This is a genomic window from Streptomyces sp. NPDC058092, assembly GCF_042884935.1.
In the GTDB taxonomy this organism is placed as follows: domain Bacteria; phylum Actinomycetota; class Actinomycetes; order Streptomycetales; family Streptomycetaceae; genus Streptomyces.
The window spans coordinates 26,149-51,434 of the sequence record NZ_JBHVSY010000002.1 but is presented as its reverse complement, the minus strand read 5'-3'; the positions used below and the strand labels follow the sequence as shown (position 1 = coordinate 51,434).

The window sequence follows — 25,286 nt, the reverse complement described above, 5'->3', positions numbered from 1 at the left end:
GAACAGCGCAGGGAGGGCGGAAGAATCCATGGGCCTGATGTCCTGGCTGCGCGGTGGCGGGCGCACGGAGACGAGTACGGGTGCGGAGGCGGGCCGTGCGGGCGCAGCTCCGCCGGCGCCGCCGCGCGAACGCGTCGATCTGTCCGAACTGTCGCCGATCCAACGGACCCTGGGCACTCAGGATCTGGTCATCGACCCCTCCGGATTCCAAGGGTCGCTCACCACCCGGCAGGACGCCTCGCTCGGGACGCCTCTCGGGCATCTGGTCAGTCCGGACGCACCCACCGGGCTGGTGCACGGGATCACCGCCCCGGCCGCCCCGGTCACCGTGGACCGTCCGTCGCCGGTGCAGCGGACCGTGGAGCGTTCGGCGGAGCTGCCGGTCGGGGCCCGGTCCGTCCCCCTGTCCGTACCTCTGGCCGTGCCCATGCAGCGTGTCGTTCCGGGGGATGCGCCCGCGATGACGTCGGCCGGGGAGTCGGCCGTGGCGGAGGTGCCGGTGCGTCAACTGGTGGGCGAGCAGCCCCTTGTAGCGGCATCCGAATCGACCGCTCCTGAGCCCGCGCCGCCGCACTCGTACCCGTCTCCGCACCCGCACCCGTCCCCGAACCCGCACCCGAACCCGCACCCGAACCCGCACCCGGCTCCGCCCGTTCAGCGATCGGTGATGCCGCCCGCCCCCGGCCCGGCCCGGCGCGCGCCCGGGCTTGGCGCGCCCATGTCCGCACTGCCGCCAACGGCACAGCAACAGGCCGCCGTTGAAGGTCTCGGTGCGGAGCCCGGAGGGATTCCGGTTGCCCGGAGTGCGGAGGACGGTGGGAGCGGTGGGGGCGGTGAGGTCCCTGAGGCCGCTCAGGCGCCCGTGGCCCCGGAGTCGGAGCCCGACTCCGGGGGGCCCACCGCGCCGCTGCTCGGCGACTCTCCCTTGCTCCCCGCCGCGTCGGACTCCACACCACAGGGCGGCCCCACGCCGGCGGTGCAGCGGACTCCCGCCGTGCCGCCGCAGGCTCCCTTGGCGCCGCCCCCGAACACCGCTCCGGTCGTGCCGCTGCTCGCCGACCGGCCCGTGACGCTCCAGAACGGGCGCAGTGGTGGGCCGGGGGCCGTACAGCGTTCCGCTGTGGACGGTGTGGTGCCGTCTTCGCCGGCCGGTGCGGGACCGATGTCGGTGCCAGGTGCAGAACCGGTGTCCCTGGCCGATGCCGTACCGGTGCGCTGGACGTCCGGTGGGGCGGGGGCGCCGTCGATGGCGGCGGCGACACCGTCCGTACCGGCGGCGCTGCAACGTACCGTCACAGCTCCGGGGCAGGGGACGGGCGCGCCCTCCCCGCCGCTTCCCGCCCTTCAGCGGCAGGCAGCCGGGGGGCCGCCGGTGCCTCGTTCACTGCCGGGTTCCGGTAGCCGTACCGCACCGTCTGCCGCCCATGCTCCCTCGGCGTCCGGGACCTCCTTCACCTCGGCCGGTTCGGTCGCCGTGGCCGCCGGGGTGGCGCAGCGGATGGCCGACGGCAGCGTCGTCTTCGGATCGCCGCCCCCGTCGTACGTCCCGCCCGTCGTCCAGCGCGAGACCGGGACCGAGGAGCCACCGCCACCGGATCCGCCCCAGGAGGCCGCGCCCGAACCCGACCCGGAGCCCCAACCGGAGCCCGGACCCGCGGCCGAGGGGCACGGCGCACCCGGCGCTCCCGGCCACGGCGCCGCCCCAGGAGGTGCCCCCGTCGTCACCGACGAACTGGTACGCGCCCTGTACACACCGCTCAGCAGGCTCTTCAAGGCGGATCTGCGACTGGAACGCGAACGAGCGGGCTTTCTCATCAACACCCGGCACTGATGAACGGCAGCGACAACCCAGGGAATTGAGAGGTACGTGCCATGGCCACCGCCCAGGACAACGATCCCGCCGTCAGCGTCTGCTTCGTCGTCACGATCGACGACATCGAGCTCGGGTCGTTCAACACATGTGACGGGCTGGGCTGTGAAGTGGTGCTCGAAACACGCGAGGAGGGCGGCAACAACGGGCATCTGTGGCAGCTGCCGACCCGCCTGAAGTACTCGAACGTGAAGCTGTCCAGGCCGCTGACCAAGGAGACCGAGAAGGTGGCGCGCTGGTTCGCCACCATGACCACCGGGTTCAGCCGCAAGACGGCGCACATCGAGGCGCGGACCGGAGACGGGCAGAAGGTGGCCCAGTGGGGGCTGCTGGAGGTCGTGCCCGTCCGCTGGACGGGCCCCTCCTTCACCCCCGAATCACCCAAGGTCGCGATGGAGACGATCGAGATCGCCCATCACGGCTACGTGATGGAGGGCTGACCGTCGTGAGTGGTGCGGGTCCCATCGCGTTCAGTGCCGCCGGTACGTCCGGGGCGTCGGCGGGGGCGAAGGCGGGCAAGGGAGGTTCGGCCCGGCCCAAGCTGGAGCACGCCTACCTGGAGCTGCGGACGCCGCCGACCGGCGGTGGCCTCACGCCCGGCGGTCCGTGCGGACGGATCGACTTCCAGTTCAACCCCAAGGAGCTGAGCCTGACCAAGGCGGCCTCCTGGAAGCGGAGTCCGGCGAAGGGCGCCAAGAGTTCGGGTCCGCCGGAGTATCAGGGCTCGCAGCCCAGCAAGCTCACCGTGGAGATGTTCTTCGACGCCAGCGACACCCAGGACACCCGCGTGGTGACCTCGGTGGAGCAGCTCTTCGCGTGCTGTGTGCCGACGAGCGAGACCCGTCAGCAGCAGCGGTCGTCGCCGCCGTGGGTGGTCTTCCACTGGGGCGGGCTGACCGGGTTCCCCGGCTACGTGAGCCAAGTGCAGGCGAAATACACGCTGTTCACCACGTCGGGTGTGCCGATCCGGGCCGTCTGCCAGGTGACGATGGAGGAGATCAGCGGCGACACCCCGGGGCAGAACCCGACCTCGGGCGCCCTCGCGGCCCGCCGGGTGCACCGGCTGGGCGCCGGGGACTCGCTGCCCTCGCTCGCCCAGCGCGAGTACGGCGACCCGGCCGCCTGGCGGGTGATCGCGGAGGCGAACGGGATCGACGACCCGATGCGCCTGGCCCCCGGACAGCAGTTGCTGCTCCCCGCGCTCGACGAGCTGGCCCGGCTCGAAGAGACCCGGGGCAGGGGGCGGTCCTGATGGCGCAGCCGGGCGTCGCGACGGCGCTGGTGGTGGAGTTCGGTGGCCGGCCGCTGCCGCCCAAGTTCGTGAACACACTGGTCGAGGGGTACGTCGACGACAGCCGGACGCTCCCCGACCTGTTTCTCCTGCGCTTCCGCGATCCGGACCGGGTGCTGCTGGAGCAGACCGGGCTGAAGATCGGCAGCGAGGCCCGGCTGCTGGCCCGCGCGGGTGGGGACACGGCACCGAAGCCGCTGCTGAAAGGGGTGGTCACCGCCCTGGAGGTGGAGCTCGACGAGACCGGCACCTTCACCGTCGTACGCGGGCTCGACGAGTCGCACCGGCTGTTCCGGGGGCGCCGCGTGGCCAGCTACCAGAACATGACGCTTGCCGACATCTGCGCCCAGGTGGCCCAGCGCGCCGGGCTGAAGCCGGGGACGGTGGACGTGGCCGGCCCCGTACTCGAACACATCGCCCAGCCCAACGTCACGGACTGGGAGTTCGTGCGCGATCTGGCGGAGGAGGCGGGCGCGCAGGCCTACGTACTCGACGGACAGCTGCACATCACCAGACCCGCGGAGGCCAGCGGCGCACCCGACGGCTCGGCGCGGGCCGACCGGAATCCGCTGGTCCTGGAGATGGGCAGCAATCTGCTGCGCTGCCGGGCCGGGGTGTCCGCCGCGGAGCAGGTCTCCGAGGTCGAGGTGCGGGGCTGGGACGTCAAGACCAAGCAGCCGCTCGTCGGGCGGGCGCCCGCGGGGAAGTCGGCGACGCTGGAGCTGGGGGTGAGCGCGGCCGAGGTGTCCGCACCCTTCGGCGAAGCGCGTTTCGTGGTCACGGACACGGCGTACGGGGCTCAGGCGCAGGTGGACCAGGCGGCGAAGGCCCTGGCGGAGCGGATCGCCGGATCGTTCGCCGAGCTGGAGGCGGTGATCCGGGGGAATCCGGAGGTGCGGGCGGGCAGCACGGTGGCGCTCAACGCGGTGGGGGCACCCTTCGAGGGGCGGTACACGGTCACGTCGTCGCGGCACGTCTTCGACCCGGTGCGCGGCTACGAGACGTGGCTCACGGTCTCCGGGCAACAGGAGCGCTCGTTGTTCGGGCTGACCGGCGGAGGGCCGGGTTCCGGCGGGTCCGGGGCAGGGCCCGGTGGCGGGTCGCGGTGTGCCGGGCTGGTCAGTGGGACGGTCACGGACACCCACGATCCGGAGGGCTCCGGCCGGGTCAAGGTGCGGTTTCCATGGCTGTCGGACGAGTACGCGAGCGACTGGGCGCGTACGGCGCAGTCGGGCGGGACGAGCGGCGGCGAAGCGTTCATCCCCGAGATCGGGGACGAGGTCCTGGTGGGATTCGAGCACGGGCATCTGGACCGTCCGTACGTCCTCGCCGGTCTGTACAACGGGAAGGACCGGCCGTCGCAGGGCAGCGGCGGCGGGTCGGGCGGGGATGCTGGTGGCGCGTCCGGGCCGGGTGCCCCCGGGGCGGGTGCCTCCGGGCCGGGCGCCGGTCCCGGCCCGTCCGCCGGCGCGCCGCCCGCCACCTCACCCGCAGCAACGCCCGCCGCACCCCCCGCCCCAGGAGGTGAGCTGGTCGACCCGACCACCGGGGCGGTCAACCGGCGTTCGATCGCCTCCAAGAGCGGAAACCAGCTGGAGCTCCTGGACGGCGCCAACGGACCGCAGGGCGTACGCCTGCTCACCGGCGACGGAAAACTGAAGATCGATCTCGACCGCAGGGGCACCGTGATCGTGATCAACAGCGACGGCAGCGTGAACATCGAGGCCAAGCAGAAGGTGTCCATCAGGGCGGCGCGCGGAGTCGCGCTGGACGGCGGGCAGGGAACGCTCGAACTGAGCGGCGACAGCGTCACGTTGACGTCCCGCAGCGGAGTACGGGTCGACGGCGGAAACGGCGAGGTCAAGCTCTCCACCGGCGGCACGGTGGACGTCCGGGGAGCCCAGGTCGCCGTCAACGGAACACAGCGGACCGACATCAAGGGCGGCAGCTCCCTGGCCATCAACGCGCCCCTCGTGAAGATCAATTGACGGCGCGGAAGCGTTGAGCCCGCTGCGCGAGACCAACGAGAGGACCGGACTTCCATGTCAGCAGCCGCGGCGCCAGCCGCACGGGTCGGGGACCCCACAGGACACCCCGGCACGGTCGGACCCCCCGGTGTCCCGTCCGTGCTCATCGGCGGCCTCCCCGCCGCCACGGTCGGCACCCCGCACCTGTGCGCGATGCCGCCGCCCGCGGTGCACCCGCCGTCCGCGCTCGCGCCGCCCGGCAGCACCTCGGTGCTGATCGGCGGGCAGCCCGCCGCCCGCGTCGGGGACCTGGCCGCCTGCGGCTCACCCGTCGTGTCCGGTTGCCCGACGGTGCTGATCGGAGGCTGAGCGTCCATGGGCCAGCAGTTCATCGGCGCGGGCTGGGCCTTCCCGCCCCGTACGGACGCCACCGGCTCCATCGCCCTGGTGCGCGGCGAGCACGAGCTGGAGGAGTCGATCCGGCTGATCCTCGCGACATCACCGGGCGAGCGGCCCATGCGGCCGGAGTTCGGCTGCGCCATCAACGACTACGTGTTCGCCCCGGCGGACGCGGGCACGGCCGGGCAGCTCGCGTACGAGGTACGGCTGGCGCTGGACCGGTGGGAGCCCCGGATCGAGGTCACGGAGGTCGTCGTCCGCTTCGACGAGGCCGACAACGGGGTGCTGTACATCGACATCGGCTACACCGTACGGGGCGCCAACGACCCCCGGAACCTCGTCTTCCCGTTCTATGTGATCCCGCAGCACGAGGAGGTGGACGGCGCGTGACGCTGCCCAGTCCGCATCTGGACGACCGCCGCTTCCAGGGCCTGGTCGACGAGGCGAAACGGCTCGTCCAGCAGCGCTGCCCCGAGTGGACCGACCACAACGTGTCCGACCCCGGCGTGACCCTCATCGAGGCCTTCGCGACCATGGTCGACCAGCTCGTCTACCGGGTGAACCGGGTACCGGAGAAGAGCTATCTGACCTTCCTCGACCTGATCGGGGTCCGGCTGCACCCGCCCACGGCCGCCCACACCGATGTGACGTTCCGGCTCTCCGCGCCGCAGCCGGAACCGGTGCGGGTGCGGGCCGGTACGGAGGTGGCCACCGTCCGTACGGAGACCGAGGAAGCGGTCGTGTTCACCACCGTCCGTGAACTGTCCGTCGTGCCGTGCGAGTTCGCCCACCTCGCCATCTGGCCGACGTCCGGCGACGCGGTCGACCGTACGGAGGAGCTCACGCTCGGCCGGGCCGTCCCCTGCTTCGACACCACGCCCACGCCCGGCGACGCCCTCTACCTGGGCCTGTCGGCCGCCGTTCCGTCGGGCGTCGTCGTGCTGCGGCTGGACTGCGCGGTCGAGGGCGTCGGCGTGGACCCGCTGCGGCCGCCGCTGCTCTGGGAGGCATGGGACGGCAGTGCCTGGACGGTCTGCGAGGTCGAGAAGGACGACACCGGCGGCTTCAACCGGTCCGGGGAGCTGATCCTGCACCTCCCCGAGGGACACACCCCGGCCGTCGTCGTGCGCCGGACCGGCGGCTGGCTGCGCTGCCGACTGGTGGAGGCCGCCCCCGGGCAGCCCACCTACATGGCGTCCCCGGTGGTGCGCCGGATCACGGCGTTCACGATCGGCGCGACCGTCGGGGCCGTCCACGCCGAGACCGTCACCGACGAGGTGCTCGGCCCGGCCGAGGGCGTACCCGGGCAGACCTTCACGGTAAGCCGCCCACCGGTCGTCCCCGGCGAATTCGTCGTCGAGGTCGCGGATCCGGCGGGAGGCCCGCAGGGCACGGAATGGACCCGTGTCGACGACTTCGCGCATTCCGGACCCGACGACCGGCACATCACGCTCGACCCGAACTCGGGGCGGGTCGAATTCGGTCCGGCGGTACGGGAGCGGGACGGCTCCGTCCGCCACTACGGTGCGGTGCCGCCGAAGGGCGCCACCGTACGCGTGCGTTCGTACCGTACGGGTGGTGGCCTGCGCGGCAATGTCGCCCGCTCCACGCTCCGGGTGCTGCGCAGTGCCATCCCGTACATGGCCCGGGTGGAGAACCGGCGGCCCGCGCTCGGCGGAGTCGACGGCGAGACGGTGGACAGCGCGCGGGTGCGCGGGCCCATGACACTGCGGACCCTGCACCGGGCCGTCGTACCGCACGACTACGAACTGCTGGCCCGTGAGGTCGCACCCGACGCGTCCCGGGTCCAGTGCATCCCGGCCGGCGGGGACTCGGACGTCGAGGCGGGCGGGGTGCGGCTGCTCGTCGTGCCGGCCGGGCGCAGCGACGAGCAGGGCCGGATCCAGTTCGACGAACTCGTCCCGCCGCAGCACACTCTCGCCCTGATCGCGGGCCATCTGGACGAACGGCGGCCCATCGGCGCCCGGTTGGTGGTCGAACCGCCCTACTACCAGGGGGTCACCGTGGTCGCCTCGGTCCAGGCCCGCCGGGGCGTCGTGCTGGAACGGGTACGCGAGGAAGCGCTGGCGGCCCTGTACAGCTACTTCAACCCGCTGAGCGGCGGGCCGGGCGGCGAGGGCTGGCCGTTCGGCCGGCCGATCCAGTCGGGCGAGGCGTTCGCCGTACTGCAACAGGTGGCGGGCGTGGACCTGGTGGAGGACGTACGGCTCTTCCCCGCGGACCCCGTGACCGGGCAGCGCGGCGAACCGACCACGAAGATCGCGCTGGACCGGCACGCACTGGTCTTCAGTTACGAGCACCAGCTCCGGGTGAAGGAGGCCTGACCGTCATGCGTACAGCCGTGAACGGCCTGCCGACACCCCACCCGCTGATCGAACAGCTCCCGGCGGTCTACCTGGAGCAGGACTTCCTGCGACGGTTCCTCGCGGCGCTCGACGAGGTACTCGCCCCGGTCCTGCTCTCCATCGACAATCTGCCCGCCCACCTCGATCCCCGCAGTGCGCCCGAGGACTTCCTCTCCTGGCTGGCCCAGTGGGTGGCCGTCGACATCCGCCCGGACCACCCGGCCGAGCAGCGGCGCGCGACGGTACGCGGCGCGGTGGAGCGGCACAGCAGGCGCGGCACCCGGCGCGGTCTCGCGGAGGCGGTGTTCCTGGAGACCGGGATCGAGCCGGACATCGTGGAGAGCGGCGGTACGGCGTGGTCGTCGACGCCGCACACACAGTTCCCGGGCGGCCCGCGGCCGTGGGTGACGGTCCGGGTGCGGGCGGCACAGCCGTACCAGGTCGACCGGGTGCGGCTGGAGGAACTGATCCGTACGGAGATTCCGGCACATGTGGGCTTCGACCTGGAGGTCTCGTGATCTGCGAGGCGTGCGGACAGAGCAATGCGCCGGGGACACAGTTCTGCACGTCGTGCCAGGCGTTCCTGGAGTGGGAGGGGTCGGGGAACAGTTCTTCTGCCGCCTCTGTTGCGCCGGTTACGCCGACCACGCCTGTTACGCCCGTCTCCGCGCACCAGCCACCACCGGGACCCCAGCCACCACCCCAACCCCAACCCCAACCTGAGCCCCCCGTCGCCCCGGCCGCCCCGCGTCGCCCCGGAGACGAGCCGGACGAGTCGGTGCCCGGGCCCGAGGCGCTGCCCGACGCACCTCCTGGCCCCCCGCGCACACCCCCGGGCCCGCCTCCCGTCACCTTCGTCCGCTGCCCCAACTGCCGTACGGAGAACGCCCCGGACCGCACCCTGTGCATCCGCTGCGCACTGCTCCTCGACCCGGGCCCGCCGCCCGGGACCCGGCCTCCGTGGTGGCGCCGGATCCTTCGCAGGCGACCGCGCCAGGCGCTCACCGCCGGTACCCGGCCGCGGCGCAGGCTGTGGCGCCGCCCCCGCCTGACGCTTCCGATCCTGCTGGTCGCGGTGGCGTGCGGAGTCTGGTTCGCTCTTCCGCATCTGTCCGGCTGGTTCGGCCTCGCCAAGGACGAGACCGGAACGCCGGAGGAGGTGCCGCCCACCCGGTTCCGGGCCTCCAGCACGGCGCCGGGCCACCCGGCGGGCGCGGCGTTCGACGGTTTCAACAACCGTTACTGGGCGCCGTCGGCCGCGGGCCCCGAAACGGGGGTGGGCCAGTACGTGGAGTGCGACTTCGAGCAGCCGGTACGGGTGCTGAAGCTGGTGGTCTTCTCCGGTACGTCGACCAAGATGGACGAGTTCCTCACCCAGGCCCGCCCGGCCAGGATCACCGTCCAGCTCACCTCCGCCGACGGAACCCGGGTCAGCAGGAAGCTGAGGGTCAAGGACCAGCCCGGCCAGCAGACGTTCGACCTGCGCGGTTCGGAGGTCGTCCGGGCCCGGCTCACCACCGACACCACCTACGGAGCGGGCCGTGGCCGCCGACTTGCCGTCGCCGAGGTCGAGTTCTTCGGCCGCAGGCCCTGAGCCGGTAACCCTGAGCCGGTAACCCTGAGCCGGTAACCCTGAGCCGGTAACCCTGAGCCCGGAACGCTGACCTCGTAACCCTGGACCCGTAACCCTGGACCCGGATTCCGGTGAAGTTCTCTTCCCGGCCTCCTACAATGCGTACGCCTGTGCCCTCGCGGGTACGGCCGTACGGCCCGCTCGGCGGCGTTCCCCGTGATCGGAGTCCTTCATGACCGCAGGTTCAGATACGGCCGCGTCCCGGATCGACACCAGCAGGCCGCACCCGGCACGGGTGTACGACTACCTCCTGGGCGGCAAGGACAACTACCTCGTCGACCAGGAGGTCGGCGAGAAGCTCCCCGAAGTGGCCCGGCAGGCCTGCCGGTTGAACCGGGCGTTCATGCACCGCGCATCGGCCTGGGTGGCCGGGACGGGCGTCGACCAGTTCCTCGACATAGGAACCGGCATCCCCACCGAGCCGAACCTGCACCAGGTCGTCCAGGCGGTCGACCCGGCGGCCAGGGTCGTGTACACCGACAACGACCCGATCGTCCTGCGTCACGCCGAAGCCCTGCTGACCAGCACACCGGAGGGCGCCACCTCGTACATCGAGGCGGACGTCCGCGACCCGGAGACGATCCTCGGACACGCCCGCGAGATCCTGGACTTCAGCAGGCCCGTCGCGCTGTCACTCATCGCGCTCATGCACTTCATGGCGGACGAGGAGGACCCGTACGGCATCACCCGGACCCTGGTCGACGCCCTGCCGTCCGGCAGCTACCTGATGCTTTCGCACGGCACCGCGGATTTCCTGCCGGCCGAGCTGACGGACCGGATCAGCGGTACGTACCGGGAGGGTGGCATGACGCTGCTCGCCCGTAACCGCGCCCAGGTCGAGCGGTTCTTCGAGGGGCTCGAATTCGTGGCCCCCGGACTGGTGTCGGGCCCCGAGTGGTACAAGGACACCGAGGCTCCGGAGTACGAGCCCAATGGCGTGTACGTCGGGGTGGCGCGGGTCCGCTGACCCGGGCGGGCGCCACGGGGCCGGGCCCCGCGCCGGGACCAGGCCCCGCGCCGGGGTTCCGGCGTCACTCCGTGCCCAGGCCGACCAGCGCGTCCGCGTGTGCGAGACCGCTCTCCTCGACGACCTCGCGCACACTCTGCGCCTCCCGCACGAGCGCGAACCGCACCCGTCCGTCGGTGCCGGTCCGATAGCCGTAAACAGCGGGCCGGGGCAGCGAGTTGTACGAGAAGTGCGACGAGAAGTAGTACGCCCCGGTGTCGTACAGCGCCACCACGTCGCCGGGCTCGATGACGGGAAGCTCGCGCCCGGACGCGGTGAGGTCCCCGGCGAAGCAGCAGGGACCCGCGATGTCGACGATCTCGGTCGGGCCCTGCTTGGGGTGGCCCGAGGCGTCGAAGACCCCGACGCGCAGCGGCCAGGATTCGGGCATGAACACGGTACGGGCGGCGACCTGAGCCCCCGCGTGCGTGACGGCGATCTGCCGTCCCCCGGCGGACTTGGTGTATTCGACGACCGTTCCGATCGTTCCGCTCTTGGCGAGCAGGGAGCGTCCGAACTCCGTGACCAGGGTGTAGCGGCCGTCGAACAGCCCGGGTACGGCGCTGCGGAGTTCGGCGACGTAGTCGGCGTACGTCGGCCGGTCGTCCTCGCCGGCGAAGTTCACGGGCAGGCCGCCGCCGATGTCGAGCCCGGTGATCCGGGCGTGGCCCAGCTGTGCGTTGATGCGTTCGGCCAGTTCGTAGGCGGCGCGGATGCCCTGGGCGATGAGCGGCAGCGGGCAGCCCTGGGAACCGACGTGCGCGTGCAGCCGGTTGAGCCAGGGCCGGCGCGCGAAGGCGTCGATCACCGCGTCGACGGCCCCCGGATCGCGCAGCGCGACACCGAACTTCGAGGTCGCCGTCGCGGTGCTCATCGCACCGATGGCGCCCGCCCCCACCTGCGGGTTGACCCGCAGCCCGATCGGTCCGGCGGGTTCCCGGCCGGCCAGCAGGCGGTCCACCCGGGCCAGCTCCTGGAAGTTGTCCAGGTTGATCGCGATGCCATGGGCGAGGGCCGGCTCCAGCTCCTCGACGGTCTTCGCCGGGCTGTCGAAGACCAGCCGGTCGTACGGGAATCCGGCCGCCAGGGCCTGTTCCAGCTCACCGGGCGAGGCCACCTCGCAGCCCATCCCCGCATCCGCGAGCAGCCGGAGCACCGGTACCAGGCCGCACGCCTTGGCCGCGAACGTGTGGTGCACGGTCGCCGGTCCCTCGAACGCCTCGTTCAGCGCGTCCACCGCGGCCAGCACACCGTCGACGTCCAGGAGGCCGACGAGGGGTGCGCCGGGGCCGAGCAGCCCGTCCTCGACGGCACGTGCCAGCGCCGCTTCACGGGCGCTGCCGCGCTGATGAGCCGAACCGGAAGTCACCTGAACCACACTCCGTAGGTCGGTCGTGCACTGCGCCCGCCGAGCGGCAGGCCGTCCCGCACAGCTTCGGTGCGTGAGCGGCAGGCCGTCCCGCACAGTTTGGGTGCGCGAGGCCCGGTATGTCTTCGTCATGGGCGACCACGCGGGACCGGTTCGGCTGTGCCGTCCGACAGCGGAACGATCACCATGGTCGCCCGGCGGGCCCGTCCTCAGCCGGCCCGCCGGGCGAGCCGCAGACCGATGTCCGCCAGCAGCCGCACGGTGGGGTCGGCCAGATCCACGCCGAACAGGTCCCGGGCCCGGCGCAGCCGGTACCGCAAGGTGTTGGGGTGCACATTGAGGCGTTGCGCGGCCCTGCCCGTGTCCCCGAACGCGTCCAGGTGGGCGGCGACCGAATCGCCGTACTGCGAACCGTGCACCCGGTCGTGCTCCACCATCGCGTGCACCGGCCCCGCCAGCGACTCCCACAACGGCTCCACCCCGTCGAGCAACCGCAGCAGCGCCGCGTCGGCGCCCACCTCCGCGTACCCCGCCACCGCCGACACCACCTCGGCGGCCGGCAGCGTGGCGGCCCGCTCCCGCAGCACCCGCACCACCAGCTCCGCGGCCTCGCGCGACGCGGGCAGCCCCGACAGGTCCGCCACCACCGGCCCGACGCCCGCGAACACCACACTGCGCGGCACCGAGCGGACCGTCGCCAGCAGGGTGCGCGCCGGATCGGCCTCCCCGTCCCCGGCGGGCACCAGGACGTACAGCCGCCGCCCGGACCGCGCGGTCACGCATCCGGGCCGGTACGCGGCGGCCCGCAGCGCGAGTACATCCAGCACCCGCTGTCCGGCGGCGGAGGCCGCACCGGATTCCCGGCTGTCGTGCGCCTCGGCGACCAGCACCGCGTACGGGCGGCCCGGCGCGACGCCGACATCGTGCGCGGCCCGGACGCTCCCCTTCAGGAGCGCGTGCACCGCCTCCTCGCGCGCTCCGGCCGCGGCCCGGCCCCACGTCCGGTGGTGGGAGAGGTGGGGCACGGCGGCCCGGGCCGCCGTGCGCAGTGCCGCCACCGCGTCCTCGGCGAGCGGCCGGCCGTCGGCGGCGGCCCAGATGGACCCGAGCACCTCGGACCCGTGGCGCACCGCGATGGCCAGCCGCTCGGCGGACCGCGCGTCGGCGGGGCGCCGCACCACGTCGTCGGTGCCCCAGAGCGCCTGGAAGAAGCCGCTCTCGCGGAGTTCGACGACCCGCCAGCGAGGGACCTCCTGACCCAGGATCGTCAGCCGCCGCATCGGATCGGGCTCGTGGTCCATCCGCGAGTACGCCAGCACCCGCGACTGCGGATCCTCGATCGTGATCGCACCGCCGACCAGGTCCGCCACGGTATTGGCCAGCCCCGAAAGGTCGCCGAGCCGCAGCCCGTCCACCCCGTCCACCCCGTCCGCGCCGTCCGACCCGGCTGCCCCGGCTGCCCCGGCGCACCGGGCGGGGGCGCTGTGCACCAGAGCCGTCCGCAACTGACCGAGCACCTCCGCCCACCGCTGCTCCGGCCGCCGGGTCAGCAACGCCGTACGGCCCTGGCCGGCCGCCTCCACCAGCGCCGTCCGCGGCCCGCGACCGCCCCGTCGCAGCACCACGGCCACGGCCCCGGCCCGCTCCGCGTCGCGCAGCACGTCGATCGCGTCGGGCGAGGCGACCTCCACCCCGACCGCGAGGAGGATCGCCCCGGGAGCCGCCCAGGCATCGTCGTCCCGTTCCTCGCCGGGATCGTGCAGCACCACGTCGGCCACCGGCACGCCGGTACCACGCGGCGCCACGACGACATCGAGCATCCCGGGTGCGATCAGCCCGAGAAGCTGCTCCAGCGAGGGCCACACATCGTGCCGGTCCGGTTCATCCGCAGGCATCCACCCATCATGGTCGGCGGTCCCCGACGTGAGCCACTACCGGGCGCGGAGCCCGTCGAACGCGATGTCCAGGTGGCGGGGGCCGCGCAGCACGGCGTTCTGGCGGTACGGGGGCGGGTCCGTCACCAGCCGGGGGCCGTCGAGCCTGCGGACCAGCGCGGTCAGGGCGAGCTGTGTCTCCAGGCGTGCGAGGGGCGCGCCGAAGCAGTTGTGGATGCCGCTGCCGAAGCCGAGGTGCTGGTTGTCCTGCCGGTCGGGGTCGAAGCGGTCGGGGTCGGGGAAGCGTTGCGGGTCCCGGTTGCCGGAGGCCAGGACGAGCCAGACGGAGGCGCCCCTGGGGATGGTGGTGCCGGCGATGTCGATGTCCGCGAGGGTGGTGCGCTGCGGAAGCAACTGCACGGGGGGTTCGAAGCGCAGGAGTTCCTCCACGATCGGCAGGGCCACCCCGGAGTCGTTCCGCAGCCGCTCCAGGACGTCGGGGTTGCGGAGCAGGGTGAGCATCCCGTTGGTGATGAGGTTGACCGTGGTCTCGTGACCGGCGATCAGGAGCAGCGCGGCCGTGCTGAGCACTTCCATCCGGGTCATCTGCCCGTCCGTGCCGCTGTGCTGGTTGATCAGCGCGGAGAGCATGCCGTCATCGGGTGCGGTGCTGCGTTCGTCGACGAGTCCGGACAGATACGCGCCCAGCTCTGTGCGGGCCTCCTGGCTGACGCGGCGCCGCTCGCCGGGGTCCTGGTCCGGGTCCGGGTCCAGTCCGGCGGCGATGGTGTCGGCCCACGTGTGGAAGCGTGCCTCGTCCTCGCGAGGAATCCCGAGCAGCCGGCAGATCACGGTGACGGGGAAGGGATACGAGAAGTCGTCGACGAGGTCGACCTGGTTCCGGTCCCCGAAATCGTCGATGAGGCCGGAGACGATCCGGTCCAGTTCACCCCGCATGCTGTGGACGCGCCGAGGGGACTCCGGCGGCCCGAACGGGCGCATCGACATACGGCGCAGCCGGTCGTGCTCGGGCGGATCGAGTCTCAGGAAGGCGGGCGGCAGCGGCGACGCCTCCTCTTCCTGGAGGAGCGTGCCGGCGGCACCGGGGGAGAGGTTGCGGAGGTCCGAGCTGATCCGCGGGTCGTGCAGCAGGCTCTTGATCTCCCAGTAGGTGCTGACGACGAAGAGATCGTTCCCCTGCTGAAGCACCGGCGTTTTGCGGAGTTCGGCGTACAGGGGGTAGGGGTCGGCGCGGTTGGCGTGGTCCAGGATCTGCCGCAGGAGTGTGTCGTGCGTCATGGTGGCGTCCTTGTGGGCGGTGGGACAGCGGGCTTCCGGGCACTCCGTACTCCGGCTTCCGGGCTTTCCGGTCATTCCGGGCTGTGGTCGGGCGGTCAGGCGGTCAGGCCCGGGCGGGGGTGAAGGTGATCCGCTGGTCGGTCGGTGAGTAGCCGCTCACGGTGACGGACGGCCCGTGGGTGGGCACGGAGGGATCCGGGAATTCGGCCGGGACCGGCCGCAGACCCTCGGGACGGCGGTCCACCGAGGAGTAGGCCGGCGGGAACGGCGCAGCCGACTCGATCTGCCGCTGGTAGAACTCCAGCCACTTCGTCTGGTCGAAGGTGACGGCAGCGATCACGCGGTCCTGATATCCGTACACGCAGGTGAAGCGGTGATCGGAGAGCGATCCCTGCGCGACGATGATCTCCTCGCCCAGCGACGGGACGCCGACCGACTTGATGTTGACCCCGAACTGGGCGGACCAGAAGGCCGGCATCCACAGGTGCGGGCGGCGCTGCGAGCTGCTGCTGATCATGTTGTGCGCCGCGGTCTCGGCCTGGGCGACGGCATTGCCCCAGTGTTCGAGGGACAGGAACTGGTACCCGAACAGCGCGTGCGGGGACCGTGCCACGTCACCGGCGACGAAGACGTCGTCGGTCACGATGCCGCTGACGTCGAAGGCCCGGCATCCGGCGTCGCAGGCGATCCCGCGCGGGCCGGCGCCGAGCCCGGACCCGGCCAGCCATTCGGTGTTCCGCGACGCGCCGAGCGAGACCACCGCGACATCCGCGTCGACGGTGGTGCCGTCGGACAGATGGGCGCGCCGCAGCCGTCCCGCCGGGTCGCCCTCCAGGCCCGTGACCATGATCCCGCAGCGCAGGTCCACGCCGTGCTCGCGCTGCAGCTCCGCGGCCACCCGGCCGATCACTCCGCCGAGCGCCCCCACGAGCGGCGCCGCGCCGCGTTCGGCGACGGTCACCGGCAGCCCGCGCTCGCGGCAGGCCGACGCGATCTCCGAACCGGTGAATCCGGCGCCGATGACGAGCACCCGGCGCGGCGACGCCGCCAGCCGCCGCTGCAACCGGGCCGCGTCATCACGCGTACGCAGTACGAAGACCCCGTCCAGTTCGGCCTCGGTCTCGTGCGGCCAGGGCCGGGCGTGCACGCCGGTGGCGATCAGCAGCCGGTCGTACTCCACTTCGTCCCCGTCGGCCAGCCGCACCCGCTTGGCCGCCATGTCCAGCCCGGTGGCGGCGACACCGAGCCGCCAGTGCGCGTCGAGGGCGATACGCCGGGGCAGCACGGTGCGGTCGGCGGTGGCGTGGCCCAGCAGGACCTGCTTGGAGAGCGGCGGCCGGTCGTACGGTTCATGGGGCTCGTCGCCGATCAGCGTGAGCGAACCGGCGAAGCCCTCCTTCCGCAGGGTCTCCGCCGCCCGGAGACCGGCGAGCGAGGCGCCGACGATCACGATCCGCCCCTCGCGCCTCAGCCACCCTGCACCGTCACCGGACACCGGACAGCCCTTCTCGCAGGGCGCCTTGTACCGCCCCGCCCGACGCGTCGTCCAGGTCGTCCACCAGGATCGCCTGCACCGGACACGCGGTGGCGGCACGCATCACCTGCTCCCGCTGCGTCTCGTCGGCGTGCGGGTTGTACAACAGCGCCTCTTCGCCGTGCATGGCGAAGACATCGGGTGCGAGGAAGGCGCACTGCGCGTACCCCTGACACCGGTTGAGATCGACGACAAGCCTCATCAAGGGGCCGCCCTTCCTGTGAGTACCCCCGCCTCAGCCTGCGAGCGCCGTTCAGGATCGGCGAGCAATGGCGGACCAATGGAGTCATCGATCACCTGTCGGGAGCGCGCGGGGCGTCGACGACAGAAGGCGTGGACCAGGCCCCGCGTGCAGGAGATCGGGATATTTATCAGGAATGAGGGTGCAAACCCCTTGACCTGGCTCGAATAGTGAGGAAAATCATCAATACACCAGAAAACCAGAGAAGGCCGCACCGTCGGTGAAGACGTTCACTGATCCGCGTGACCTAATCGTCGGCTCTGGCCAGGCCCCCGGCAGATCCTCTCGATCCCGGAGTTTTCAGCGACGGCTGAGATTCACGGAACCCCGAAGGACTACCGGGGACTGCATGTGTGTGGGCTGTTTCGCGGGGGAGGGCGAACCCGCTCGGGAGCCCCAGGCGGGTGCCGCGCATCCCGCGACCGGACCGGTATACGGCGACCGGTTGGCGCGCGGACGAGCGACCGGAGACGAAGAGACCGGTGGTCAGGCGGCCGTGGCCGGGCGTGGGCTGCCATGGAAGACCTGGCTGGTATGCCAGGAGCGGTGGGCCGCGGCGACGGGGCGGATCCCGGGTTGAGGGCCGGTGAGCGCACGGCCCGCGAGCGCTATGACGTGTTCGCGGGCGGCGGGGCTGTGGCCGACGAAGCGCTGGGAGACCAGGATGCGGTGGCCGTCACCGACTCCGAGGACGCCCTTGTCGAAGAGCTTGTGGTGCAGCGAGCACAGACAGAGCCCGTTGTCGACGTCGTCCGGGCCACCGAATGCCCACCAGCGCACGTGGGCGGCCTCCAACCCGACGGGCACCGCGCCGATCCTGCCGTCGTAGCCACAGAAGGCGCACTGGTACTCGTAGGCCGTCAGTACCAGCTCGCGCATCCGCGGATTGCGGCGTCTGCGCACCGCCGAGAGCTCTTCGGTCTCCGCCGGCTCCAGTTCCAGGCCGACCGCTTCGCACAGGTCGCCGTGGAGTGAGACCGGGAAGTTCAGGTCGAGCAGTACCCGCGCCATCCGGCCGAGCAGCGACGGCTCCCGCCGCAGTGCTGCCCGCAGTTCCGGCGCCAGTCGCCCTGCGGCCCCCGCCGCACGCAGTTCCCGTACCCCGCTGCCGGGGCTGCCGGCTCCGCGGTCGGTCCGTACCTCCCACACCCCGTCGCTCACCAGATGGTGGAACGGGTACGCGGGCGTCGTCCTGTTGGGCGGACCGTACTCGGCCAGCAGCCGCTGCAGGTCCTCCTCCACTGCGCTGTAGCGCAGTTCGCCGTCGGCATCCTGCTGGAACCGGCCCAGGGCGTACAGGAACAGCAGCGGCTTGTGCGGAGCGCGCGCCCCGCTTCTGGTCCACTGCCTCAGCTTCGCTGTGCGCTCCAGCCAGTCCATGACCGGCGATCGTAGTGCGGCCGTACGACCTGTCCGGAGCGGGGGGCAGTACGTCGAAGGGCCCCACCGCAAGCGGTGGGGCCCTTCGACGTACTGCCCAAGACGCTTTCCACATGGTCAGCCGGCGAAGCCCGGGACCATCAGGCCGGACTCGTACGCGATCACCACCGCATGGGTCCGGTTCTGCGCGCCGAGCTTGGTCAGCACGTTTCCGACGTGGGTCTTGACCGTCTCCAGGCTCACCACGAGGGACTCCGCGATCTCCGGATTGGAGAGCCCGGTGGCCATCAGGCGCAGCACCTCCTCCTCCCGGCCGGTCAGGGCGGCCTGCGGCAGGGCCTCGGCGGAGCCCAGCGGGCGGGCGGCGACCATGCGGCCCAGTGCGGCCGGGAAGAGGACCGCTTCGCCCGCCGCCGCCACCCGGACCGCCTCGGCGATCCGGCGGACCGGGAGACGCTTGAGGACGAAGCCGCTGGCGCCCGCGCTGAGGGCGGCGGTGACGTAGCCGTCGTTCTCGAAGGTGGTGATCACCACGACCTTCGGCGGGTCGGCCGCTTCGGCCAGCAGTTGGCGGGTGGCCTCGATCCCGTTGCGACGCGGCATCCGGACGTCCATCAGGACCACGTCCGGCCGCAGGCTCCGCGCCCGTTCGACCGCCTCGACGCCGTCGGCGGCCTCGCCGACCACCGTGATCCCCGGCTGTGCGGCGAGCAGTATGCGCAGGCCGCTGCGGGTCACCTCGTCGTCGTCCGCGATCAGGAGGGTGACGGCGGGGCCGGTGACGGCGGGGAGGGCCATGCCTTCGCCCGCGTCGGATCCACTCACGCCGACACCCGTACCGGCAGCCGGACGGTCAGCCGCCAGTGCTGCGTCCCGTCCGGGCCGGCCTGGAACTCACCGTGCAGCAGCCGGACGCGCTCGGCCAGTCCGGGCAGACCGTGGCCGGAGGTCGGGAAGGCACCCGGGCCCGGGCCCGTCCGTGCCCCGGTCCGGTTGACCACCGTGAGATCCAGTCCGTCCGGCCCGGCCGCCACCCTGACCTCGATCGGGCCGCCCGCCCCGTGGCGCAGCGCGTTCGTCAGCCCCTCCTGGAGGATCCGGTACGCCGCCCGGGAGAGCGTCCCCTGCACCTGCGTGAAATCGCCCGACAGCTCCGGTTCCACCACCGCCCCCGCGTGCCGCAGGCGGTCGAGCAGCTCGGGGAGGTCGGCCAGGGTCCGGGCCGGCGCCGTCCCCGACTGTTCCTCGCGCAGCACTCCGAGTACGTAGTCCAGGTCCTCCAGCGCGGCCCGCGTCGACTCCTCGATGCTGCGCATGGCGGCCCGCGCCGCCGCCGGGTCGGCGGAGAGCACCTCGCCCGCCACCGCCGCCTGGATGGTGGCCGCCGTCAGCGTGTGCCCGATCGAGTCGTGCAACTCGTGGGCAATCCGGTTGCGTTCGGCCAGCAGCAGTTCCCGCTCGGCAGCCAGCGCGAGCCGTTCGGCCGCCGACGGCCCCAGCAGCCGTGGCGCCGACCACCGCAGGGCCTTCGTCACCAGTACGCAGACGGCCACCGCCAGCAGGATGCACACGGCCGCCACCACCCAGCTCCACCCGCCCGACACCCGGACCGACGTGCCGAACAGACTCGCCCGCGCCTCTCCGCCGAGCCAGTTCCCGGGCAGGGAGAGGCCCATGATGAACAGCACCCCGCTCGCCAGCGCCCCCGTCCACCCGACGGCCACGTGCAGCACCAGCCACAGCGGGGTCCGCCAGCGGTCGAGGCCGGGTGAACCGGAGGTCCGGCGACCGGCCACCGGATTCGGCAGCGGCACCCGCAGCAGCCGGCGGGCGGACACGACCAGCGCCCGCCGTACGGGGCGCGCCAGTCCGACCACGCCGACCAGTACCGCCCAGACCAGCAGGACCAGGACGATCTGCACGCTCTCGGGTGCGGATCGCCACGACAGCGCCGGCAACAGGGCGAAAGGCAGCAGCGGAAGGCTCGCCAGCGCGCCGCAATAGGCGAACAGCACACCCGAATACGTGGAGCCGCGCAGCAGCGGCCGAATTCCCCTGATCACGGTCGCCAGTATTGCCGGGCAGCCCACCGGCAGCCTCCCCCGATCGGGGGAGCGATTTCTCCCGCCTTCCCGCGATGCGGCCAGAGGGCCCTGGAAACCAGGATCGTGCCTTGACCAAACGATTCCCCAGGAGTTGATTTATGCGTGCTCGGATCCGGCAGGACCTTCGTTCCTCGACCCGGCAGCAGGGCGGCAGGCGGCGACGAGCCGTGTCGGCCGCGGCCGCGGTGGCCATCGGCGTCATGACGCTGGGCGCCCTCGCCCCGCCCGCCGCCGCCTCCGATTCCGCCGCCTCCGCTGCTGCCGCAGCCAGGCCGGACGCCGTCCAGCAGGCCCTGAACGCGCTGGTGCGCGACGACGGGATGCCCGCCGCGCTGGCGAGCGTCAAGGACCGTGACGGCCGCACCCGGACCTACACCGCAGGGCTCGGAAACCTGGCCACCGGCGCACCGGTACCCGTCGACGGGCAGGTGCGGATCGGCAGCAACACCAAGACCTTCGTCGCGGTCGTCGTCCTCCAGCTCGTCGCGGAGCGGAGGGTGGACCTGGACGCCTCCGTCGACACCTACCTGCCCGGCCTCGTCCGCGGGAAGGGGATCAACGGACGGCGCATCACCGTCCGCCAGCTCCTGCAGCAGACCAGCGGACTCCCCAACTACAGCAACTACCTCGGGGACGACGTCCGGTACTACGCCCCCCGCGAACTGCTCGCCACAGCCCTCCAGCACCCGGCCGACTTCGCCCCCGGGAAGAGTTGGAAGTACAGCAACACCAACTACGTGCTCGCCGGCCTGATCGTCCAGAAGGTGACCGGCCGCCCCCTGGCCGAGGAGATCGACCGGCGCGTCGTCCGACGCGCCGGGCTGCGCCACACCTACTTCCCCGCCCCCGGTGACGCGAGCATCCGGGAGCCCCACCCCCACGGCTACTACCGGGAATCGGCGGACGCGCCGCTGCGCGACATCACGGAGATCGACCCCTCCTGGGGCTGGGCGGCAGGCCAGATGGTCTCCACCAGCTCCGACCTCAACCGCTTCTTCAGCGCACTCCTGGCCGGCCGCCTCCTGCCCTCGGCCCAGCTCGCCCAGATGCGCTCCACCGTCCCCGCCGAAGCGACCTTCGGCCCCGGCGCCCGCTACGGACTTGGACTCGTCAGCAGGCCGCTGCCGTGCGGCGGCCTCTCCTGGGGCCACGGCGGCAGCTTCCCGGGGTACGAGACCCGGGGCGGCGCCACCGACGACGGCCGCGCCACCAACGTCGCGGTCACCATGCAGCTCACCGACGAGGCGGGCCGGAGGAATCTCGAACGCGCCGTGGACACCGCCCTGTGCCGCTGAACCCCGCCGAGGGCGTTCCGTGAAGACGACCGATGGGCCCGACATGACGTCGGGCCCATCGGCCTCATGTGTGCGCACAGCCGCACATCGTCACCTGAGGTGGCCCCTGTGGTGTGGACACACCTGACGATGGATCCTGTTGATCCTGGAAGGCGTAGATCCACGTGGCACGGCCTTCGACGTACTGCCCGGTGAGAGCAATGGCGGAGGATTCGGGATTCGAACTCGTGAGGGGTTGCCCCCAACACGCTTTCCAAAGGTTCGTCCGGTGGTTCGGGGTCGGCCGGGAGCGTTCCGACCTGGGGCGGATCGGCGTATTCGATACTGCCCGGACGCCGGTGAACAGCGGCGAATGCAACCAGAACTGCAACCATGGACCGGCCGTGTTCCGGTTTCCTCGGCTTTGCCTACGGAGCGTGAGCAGGACGATCAGGTGAATGCCGGTCGAGCTTCGGGCGCCGCCGCTGGGCCTTGTCGCTGGAACCGGCTCGGCCGAAACAGAGGAGTCGGGTGCCGGCGGTGTCGAAGCGTCTGGGCCTACCCCATTCCGGTCAAGGCTCGGCCATGAGGTCGTTAAATCGTACTGACGCACTACAGGTGAATATGTGGAGATTGAGATGTGTCCGGGGCCAGGTACCGGCACTCTGCTGAGTGTCGATCTGAGTGGCTGCGGCGGAGGATCCCCTGGGTTCGTCCGCGGAGCAGGCCGGTCCGCCGCTTGCGGGAGCGAAACTCGTCCGCAGACTCGACAGGTTTCCGGTGGATGCGCAACGCGCTCAGCAGAGCCCTGACACAGCAGGGCACTGTCCGGGTCTACTACGGCGGTGCTTTGCGGCCGGGAGGCGCTGCGACCGGCGGGTGGGGGCGATGCGGAAGGGGACTGTGTTGCGGCAGCCGGGGGAGCACGGATGACGGTTGAACGAGCGGGCGGCACTTCTGCCTCGTCGTCGGTCCATACACATCTGCGTTGCCCAACCGGTGAGGACCGGCACAGGGGGGTGCCGCGCCATGTCGCGTGCGTGATGGACGGGAACGGCCGGTGGGCGGCACGGCGGTCCTTACCGCGTACGTCGGGTCACCGGGCAGCGGAATCAACGGTGATCGACGTCATCGAGGCGGCGCGGACGTCGGGAGTGGAGTGGCTGAGCCTGTACGCGTTCTCCACCGAGAACTGGCGACGCCCGAGCAGCGAGGTCGACTTCCTGATGCGACTGGTGCGCCGCGTAGTACGCAAACACGCCCCGTTGCTGCACGCGCGCGGCATCCGCTGCCGGTTCCTCGGAGTGGCGGACCCGAGGATCCCCGGGCCGCTGGCCCGGGACTTCGCCGACCTGATGACGCTGACCAACACGAACCGGGGCATGACGCTGACCGTGGCGTTCGACCACGGCGGACGCAGGGACATCGTCGAGGCGGCACGGTCCCTCATCCGCAGCGGGGTACCGGCCGATGCCGTCGACGAGCAGCATTTCGCCGCTCACCTGCCCTTTTCCGACACGCCCGATGTGGACCTCGTCATCCGGACGTCCGGCGAACAGCGGATCTCCAACTTCATGCTCTGGCAGGTGGCCTACGCCGAGTGGATCTTCCCGCCGGTGCTCTGGCCCGACTTCCGTGCGCCGCACTTCGTGGAGTGCCTGCACGCCTACCAGCAACGCAATCGCCGCTTCGGCGGTGTGACGCCGCACGCGAACGGGGAACCTCACCCGTGACGGACACAGGCAGCAGCAGCCCCAGGCGCACGCGTTCCGGAGCCACCGATCACCACGGTGACCCCGCGCGGCCGACCCCCGAAGCACCGTCCGGATCTCTGTTCGGTCCAGACTCGCAGTTCCACCGGTTCTTCAACGATCCGCGCTGGGCACTGGCCATGGTCAGGGCCACGGTATTGGAGGCCGCCCACCCGCAGATCGGCGCGGCCCTGATCGACAACTCGACGTTCGTCGCGCACCCGTGGCGACGGCTGCGCAACACCCTCGTGAGCCTGCAGCGCATGTTCGGCACCGACGATCACGAGCGGCAAAGGGAGGCGGCGCGGCTCAACCGCCTGCACGCGCGGCTGAGCGGCACCGACGCACAGGACCGGCCCTACGACGCGATGGACCCCCAGGTCCGCGCCTGGGTGGTCGCGACCCTCTTCGAGAGCTCCGTCACCATGTGCCGACTGAGCGGGCAGCCGCTCGACCAGACCTCCATGGAACGGCTCTACGCCGAATACCAGGCATTCCTCGCAGTCTTGGGGGATGGGGTCGGCCATCTGCCTCCCACGTTGCAGGAGTTCTGGCAGTACTACGACCACATGGTCCAGGAGGAACTGGAGGACACGGAGGCGCTGCGCATCATCCTCTACAAGCTCTTCGACCATCTCCCGGCACCGCCCCTGCTGGACGGCCTGCCCACCGTATGGGCGGCGGGCCGCGCGCTCGCAGGCCCGGTCATCGGCACGATCACGGTGGCGTCCCTCCCCGAGCCCTTCCGCCGACGGGCGGGTCTGCCCGAAATTCCTGGCGCCCAGACGCTGATGCAAAGCGTCTACGTGGCTGTCGGCCTGGCGCGCTTTTTGCCCGACAACTGGCTCCGGGTCGAGGGCCTCACCAGCCTGCTCTACCTGTCCTCGGACAGCGACGTCCCTCAAGCCGCGACGCTCACCGCGCTGCGCGGCCGGATGAAGCAGGCCGGCGCCCTGTTCCGGCTGGTCACGCCGTTTTCCGTGCAGCACGGTCCCGCCGAGGGAACCGGGTCGCAGCGGAGCGCTGACGAATTCTTCACCGCGGTGCTTGACCAGACCGGCGACGGCTACCTGGACTGGCCCGATCTCGCCGCCATGGCACGGGAGTTGTCCTCCCGCCTTGCTCTGGACGAACCGGAGGAGACCAGGCTCTACAACGCGTATGCCGAGTGGTGGAGGGAACTCCAGGCGGCCCTCGACATCGACGGTGACGGCCGCATCAGCAAGGAGGAGTACGCCGCCGCTGTCCCCTCCCTCGCCGGGCCCGCGCTGATCAGGGTCGCCGAAGTGCTCTTCGACGTCACCGACGCGGACGGCAACCAGTTCATCGACGCGGACGAGTACCGGACCCTGTTCCGGACCGGGTTCCGGCGCATGGTGGCCGACGCCGACGCAAGGTACTCCCGCAGCGCGTTCGTGAAGGACTTTCTCTCCTTCATGTCGGGCCGCCGGCGCTCGACCGCTTATGACCCACTGCTCGCCGACGCGTAGGACCCCCGGGCTCGGCAGGGGCCGCTGCGAGAACAGGACCAGGGAGGCGTGCGGCGCACCGTGGTGGGTTCCTCGCGGGGCCGGTCCCAAAAGGCGCATGGGCTGATGTTGTTGGTCAGCGGGGCAAACCGCGGGTACTTCGCGCGGTTGCGCTCGATGTTTCGCCAGTAGACCTCGGGGTCGCGTGGGGCGGCCCTGTCCAGGTCGCGGCCCATCGTGTCGTCGGGGCCTTCGGCACAGCTACCCCAGCTGAGATTCTGCTGGTAGTAGCGGTCGAGTCCGGTCCCGGCGCCATTCCTGCCCGTCGCCCCGGCGGGAGCCGCAGTGGCCGTCGAGGGGGAAGCGGGTTTCCGTGGCCCCCGCGTGGCCCCCTCACGCCGATGGCACCGGTCCCCGTGGCGGGGGCCGGTGCCATCGTCCAGGTGGTGCGCTCAGGC

The 25,286-nt window shown here is 71.8% G+C and carries 21 protein-coding genes and 1 pseudogene; 13 read left to right on the top strand and 9 right to left on the bottom strand.

Features of this window, described 5'->3' with window-relative positions; all coding sequences use genetic code 11:
• The first annotated feature begins 28 nt into the window (after positions 1-28).
• From ACFVV1_RS03955 to ACFVV1_RS03910, 10 genes are all read left to right on the top strand, one after another.
• Positions 29-1,831 carry a hypothetical protein gene (locus ACFVV1_RS03955; protein ID WP_389984088.1) on the top strand — a complete coding sequence of 601 codons (1,803 nt, stop codon included), beginning with the start codon at positions 29-31 and terminating at the stop codon, positions 1,829-1,831.
• A 41-nt stretch (positions 1,832-1,872) separates the two neighbouring features.
• Positions 1,873-2,310, top strand: coding sequence for a phage tail protein (locus tag ACFVV1_RS03950; protein ID WP_093549687.1), 438 nt, complete (start codon positions 1,873-1,875; stop codon positions 2,308-2,310).
• 5 nt (positions 2,311-2,315) lie between these two features.
• A complete protein-coding gene (locus tag ACFVV1_RS03945; RefSeq protein WP_389984085.1) occupies positions 2,316-3,122 on the top strand; it encodes a LysM peptidoglycan-binding domain-containing protein in 807 nt (268 codons plus the stop codon).
• Positions 3,122-5,149 carry a VgrG-related protein gene (locus ACFVV1_RS03940; protein ID WP_389984082.1) on the top strand — a complete coding sequence of 676 codons (2,028 nt, stop codon included), beginning with the start codon at positions 3,122-3,124 and terminating at the stop codon, positions 5,147-5,149. The genes ACFVV1_RS03945 and ACFVV1_RS03940 overlap by 1 nt, the downstream gene beginning before the upstream one ends.
• Positions 5,150-5,203: 54 nt before the next feature.
• Positions 5,204-5,497, top strand: coding sequence for a PAAR domain-containing protein (locus tag ACFVV1_RS03935; protein ID WP_389984079.1), 294 nt, complete (start codon positions 5,204-5,206; stop codon positions 5,495-5,497).
• 6 nt (positions 5,498-5,503) lie between these two features.
• Entirely contained in the window at positions 5,504-5,917 is a 414-nt protein-coding gene (locus ACFVV1_RS03930) for a GPW/gp25 family protein (RefSeq protein ID WP_389984076.1), read from the top strand.
• On the top strand, positions 5,914-7,872 hold the full coding sequence (locus ACFVV1_RS03925; protein WP_389984073.1) for a putative baseplate assembly protein: 1,959 nt from the start codon (positions 5,914-5,916) through the stop codon (positions 7,870-7,872). The genes ACFVV1_RS03930 and ACFVV1_RS03925 overlap by 4 nt, the downstream gene beginning before the upstream one ends.
• A gap of 5 nt (positions 7,873-7,877) precedes the next feature.
• On the top strand, positions 7,878-8,411 hold the full coding sequence (locus ACFVV1_RS03920) for a phage tail protein (protein WP_384455500.1): 534 nt from the start codon (positions 7,878-7,880) through the stop codon (positions 8,409-8,411).
• A gap of 260 nt (positions 8,412-8,671) precedes the next feature.
• Positions 8,672-9,487, top strand: a complete 816-nt coding sequence (locus ACFVV1_RS03915) for a discoidin domain-containing protein (RefSeq protein ID WP_389984070.1) — start codon at positions 8,672-8,674, stop codon at positions 9,485-9,487.
• Between the two features lie 211 nt (positions 9,488-9,698).
• On the top strand, positions 9,699-10,493 hold the full coding sequence (locus ACFVV1_RS03910; RefSeq protein WP_389984067.1) for an SAM-dependent methyltransferase: 795 nt from the start codon (positions 9,699-9,701) through the stop codon (positions 10,491-10,493).
• Positions 10,494-10,557: 64 nt separating this feature from the next.
• Here the strand turns inward: ACFVV1_RS03910 and ACFVV1_RS03905 are convergent, their stop codons facing one another.
• The 8 genes from ACFVV1_RS03905 to ACFVV1_RS03870 all read right to left on the bottom strand — a co-directional run bounded on the left by ACFVV1_RS03905 (position 10,558) and on the right by ACFVV1_RS03870 (position 20,292).
• The gene (locus ACFVV1_RS03905) at positions 10,558-11,901 is read right to left on the bottom strand and encodes a diaminopimelate decarboxylase (protein WP_389984064.1); all 1,344 of its coding nucleotides are present in this window, start codon (positions 11,899-11,901) and stop codon (positions 10,558-10,560) included.
• Positions 11,902-12,110: 209 nt separating this feature from the next.
• Entirely contained in the window at positions 12,111-13,796 is a 1,686-nt protein-coding gene (locus ACFVV1_RS03900) for a PucR family transcriptional regulator (protein WP_389984061.1), read from the bottom strand.
• A gap of 36 nt (positions 13,797-13,832) precedes the next feature.
• The gene (locus tag ACFVV1_RS03895; RefSeq protein WP_389984058.1) at positions 13,833-15,074 is read right to left on the bottom strand and encodes a cytochrome P450; all 1,242 of its coding nucleotides are present in this window, start codon (positions 15,072-15,074) and stop codon (positions 13,833-13,835) included.
• A 103-nt stretch (positions 15,075-15,177) separates the two neighbouring features.
• A complete protein-coding gene (locus ACFVV1_RS03890) occupies positions 15,178-16,569 on the bottom strand; it encodes an NAD(P)/FAD-dependent oxidoreductase (RefSeq protein WP_389984056.1) in 1,392 nt (463 codons plus the stop codon).
• Complete coding sequence (locus tag ACFVV1_RS03885) at positions 16,559-16,810, bottom strand: ferredoxin (protein ID WP_389984052.1); 252 nt, start codon at positions 16,808-16,810, stop codon at positions 16,559-16,561. The genes ACFVV1_RS03890 and ACFVV1_RS03885 overlap by 11 nt, the downstream gene beginning before the upstream one ends.
• 525 nt (positions 16,811-17,335) lie before the next feature.
• Positions 17,336-18,229, bottom strand: a complete 894-nt coding sequence (locus ACFVV1_RS03880; RefSeq protein WP_389984049.1) for a phosphorothioated DNA-binding restriction endonuclease — start codon at positions 18,227-18,229, stop codon at positions 17,336-17,338.
• A 117-nt stretch (positions 18,230-18,346) separates the two neighbouring features.
• Positions 18,347-19,027, bottom strand: coding sequence for a response regulator (locus tag ACFVV1_RS03875; protein ID WP_389985101.1), 681 nt, complete (start codon positions 19,025-19,027; stop codon positions 18,347-18,349).
• Between the two features lie 23 nt (positions 19,028-19,050).
• Complete coding sequence (locus ACFVV1_RS03870) at positions 19,051-20,292, bottom strand: sensor histidine kinase (RefSeq protein ID WP_389984046.1); 1,242 nt, start codon at positions 20,290-20,292, stop codon at positions 19,051-19,053.
• A gap of 140 nt (positions 20,293-20,432) precedes the next feature.
• Between ACFVV1_RS03870 and ACFVV1_RS03865 the strand changes: the two genes are divergently transcribed.
• The 3 genes from ACFVV1_RS03865 (at position 20,433) to ACFVV1_RS03855 (ending at position 24,849) form a co-directional block, all read left to right on the top strand.
• Positions 20,433-21,629, top strand: coding sequence for a serine hydrolase domain-containing protein (locus ACFVV1_RS03865; protein ID WP_389984043.1), 1,197 nt, complete (start codon positions 20,433-20,435; stop codon positions 21,627-21,629).
• A gap of 908 nt (positions 21,630-22,537) precedes the next feature.
• A complete protein-coding gene (gene uppS / locus ACFVV1_RS03860; RefSeq protein ID WP_389984040.1) occupies positions 22,538-23,341 on the top strand; it encodes a polyprenyl diphosphate synthase in 804 nt (267 codons plus the stop codon).
• 98 nt (positions 23,342-23,439) lie between these two features.
• Entirely contained in the window at positions 23,440-24,849 is a 1,410-nt protein-coding gene (locus tag ACFVV1_RS03855; protein ID WP_389985098.1) for an oxygenase MpaB family protein, read from the top strand.
• A gap of 41 nt (positions 24,850-24,890) precedes the next feature.
• Here ACFVV1_RS03855 and ACFVV1_RS03850 read toward each other — a convergent pair.
• Positions 24,891-25,049 (bottom strand): annotated as a pseudogene (locus ACFVV1_RS03850) (alpha/beta hydrolase); the annotation flags it as partial.
• Positions 25,050-25,286: the final 237 nt, after the last annotated feature.

Coding starts and splice junctions, on each gene's coding strand:
- ACFVV1_RS03955 (WP_389984088.1), top strand. CDS start 29: ATGGGCCTGATGTCCTGGCTGCGCGGTGGCGGGCGCACGGAGACGAGT.
- ACFVV1_RS03950 (WP_093549687.1), top strand. CDS start 1,873: ATGGCCACCGCCCAGGACAACGATCCCGCCGTCAGCGTCTGCTTCGTC.
- ACFVV1_RS03940 (WP_389984082.1), top strand. CDS start 3,122: ATGGCGCAGCCGGGCGTCGCGACGGCGCTGGTGGTGGAGTTCGGTGGC.
- ACFVV1_RS03935 (WP_389984079.1), top strand. CDS start 5,204: ATGTCAGCAGCCGCGGCGCCAGCCGCACGGGTCGGGGACCCCACAGGA.
- ACFVV1_RS03930 (WP_389984076.1), top strand. CDS start 5,504: ATGGGCCAGCAGTTCATCGGCGCGGGCTGGGCCTTCCCGCCCCGTACG.
- ACFVV1_RS03920 (WP_384455500.1), top strand. CDS start 7,878: ATGCGTACAGCCGTGAACGGCCTGCCGACACCCCACCCGCTGATCGAA.
- ACFVV1_RS03910 (WP_389984067.1), top strand. CDS start 9,699: ATGACCGCAGGTTCAGATACGGCCGCGTCCCGGATCGACACCAGCAGG.
- ACFVV1_RS03900 (WP_389984061.1), bottom strand. CDS start 13,796: ATGCCTGCGGATGAACCGGACCGGCACGATGTGTGGCCCTCGCTGGAG.
- ACFVV1_RS03895 (WP_389984058.1), bottom strand. CDS start 15,074: ATGACGCACGACACACTCCTGCGGCAGATCCTGGACCACGCCAACCGC.
- ACFVV1_RS03885 (WP_389984052.1), bottom strand. CDS start 16,810: ATGAGGCTTGTCGTCGATCTCAACCGGTGTCAGGGGTACGCGCAGTGC.
- ACFVV1_RS03880 (WP_389984049.1), bottom strand. CDS start 18,229: ATGGACTGGCTGGAGCGCACAGCGAAGCTGAGGCAGTGGACCAGAAGC.
- ACFVV1_RS03875 (WP_389985101.1), bottom strand. CDS start 19,027: ATGGCCCTCCCCGCCGTCACCGGCCCCGCCGTCACCCTCCTGATCGCG.
- ACFVV1_RS03865 (WP_389984043.1), top strand. CDS start 20,433: ATGCGTGCTCGGATCCGGCAGGACCTTCGTTCCTCGACCCGGCAGCAG.
- uppS (WP_389984040.1), top strand. CDS start 22,538: ATGACGGTTGAACGAGCGGGCGGCACTTCTGCCTCGTCGTCGGTCCAT.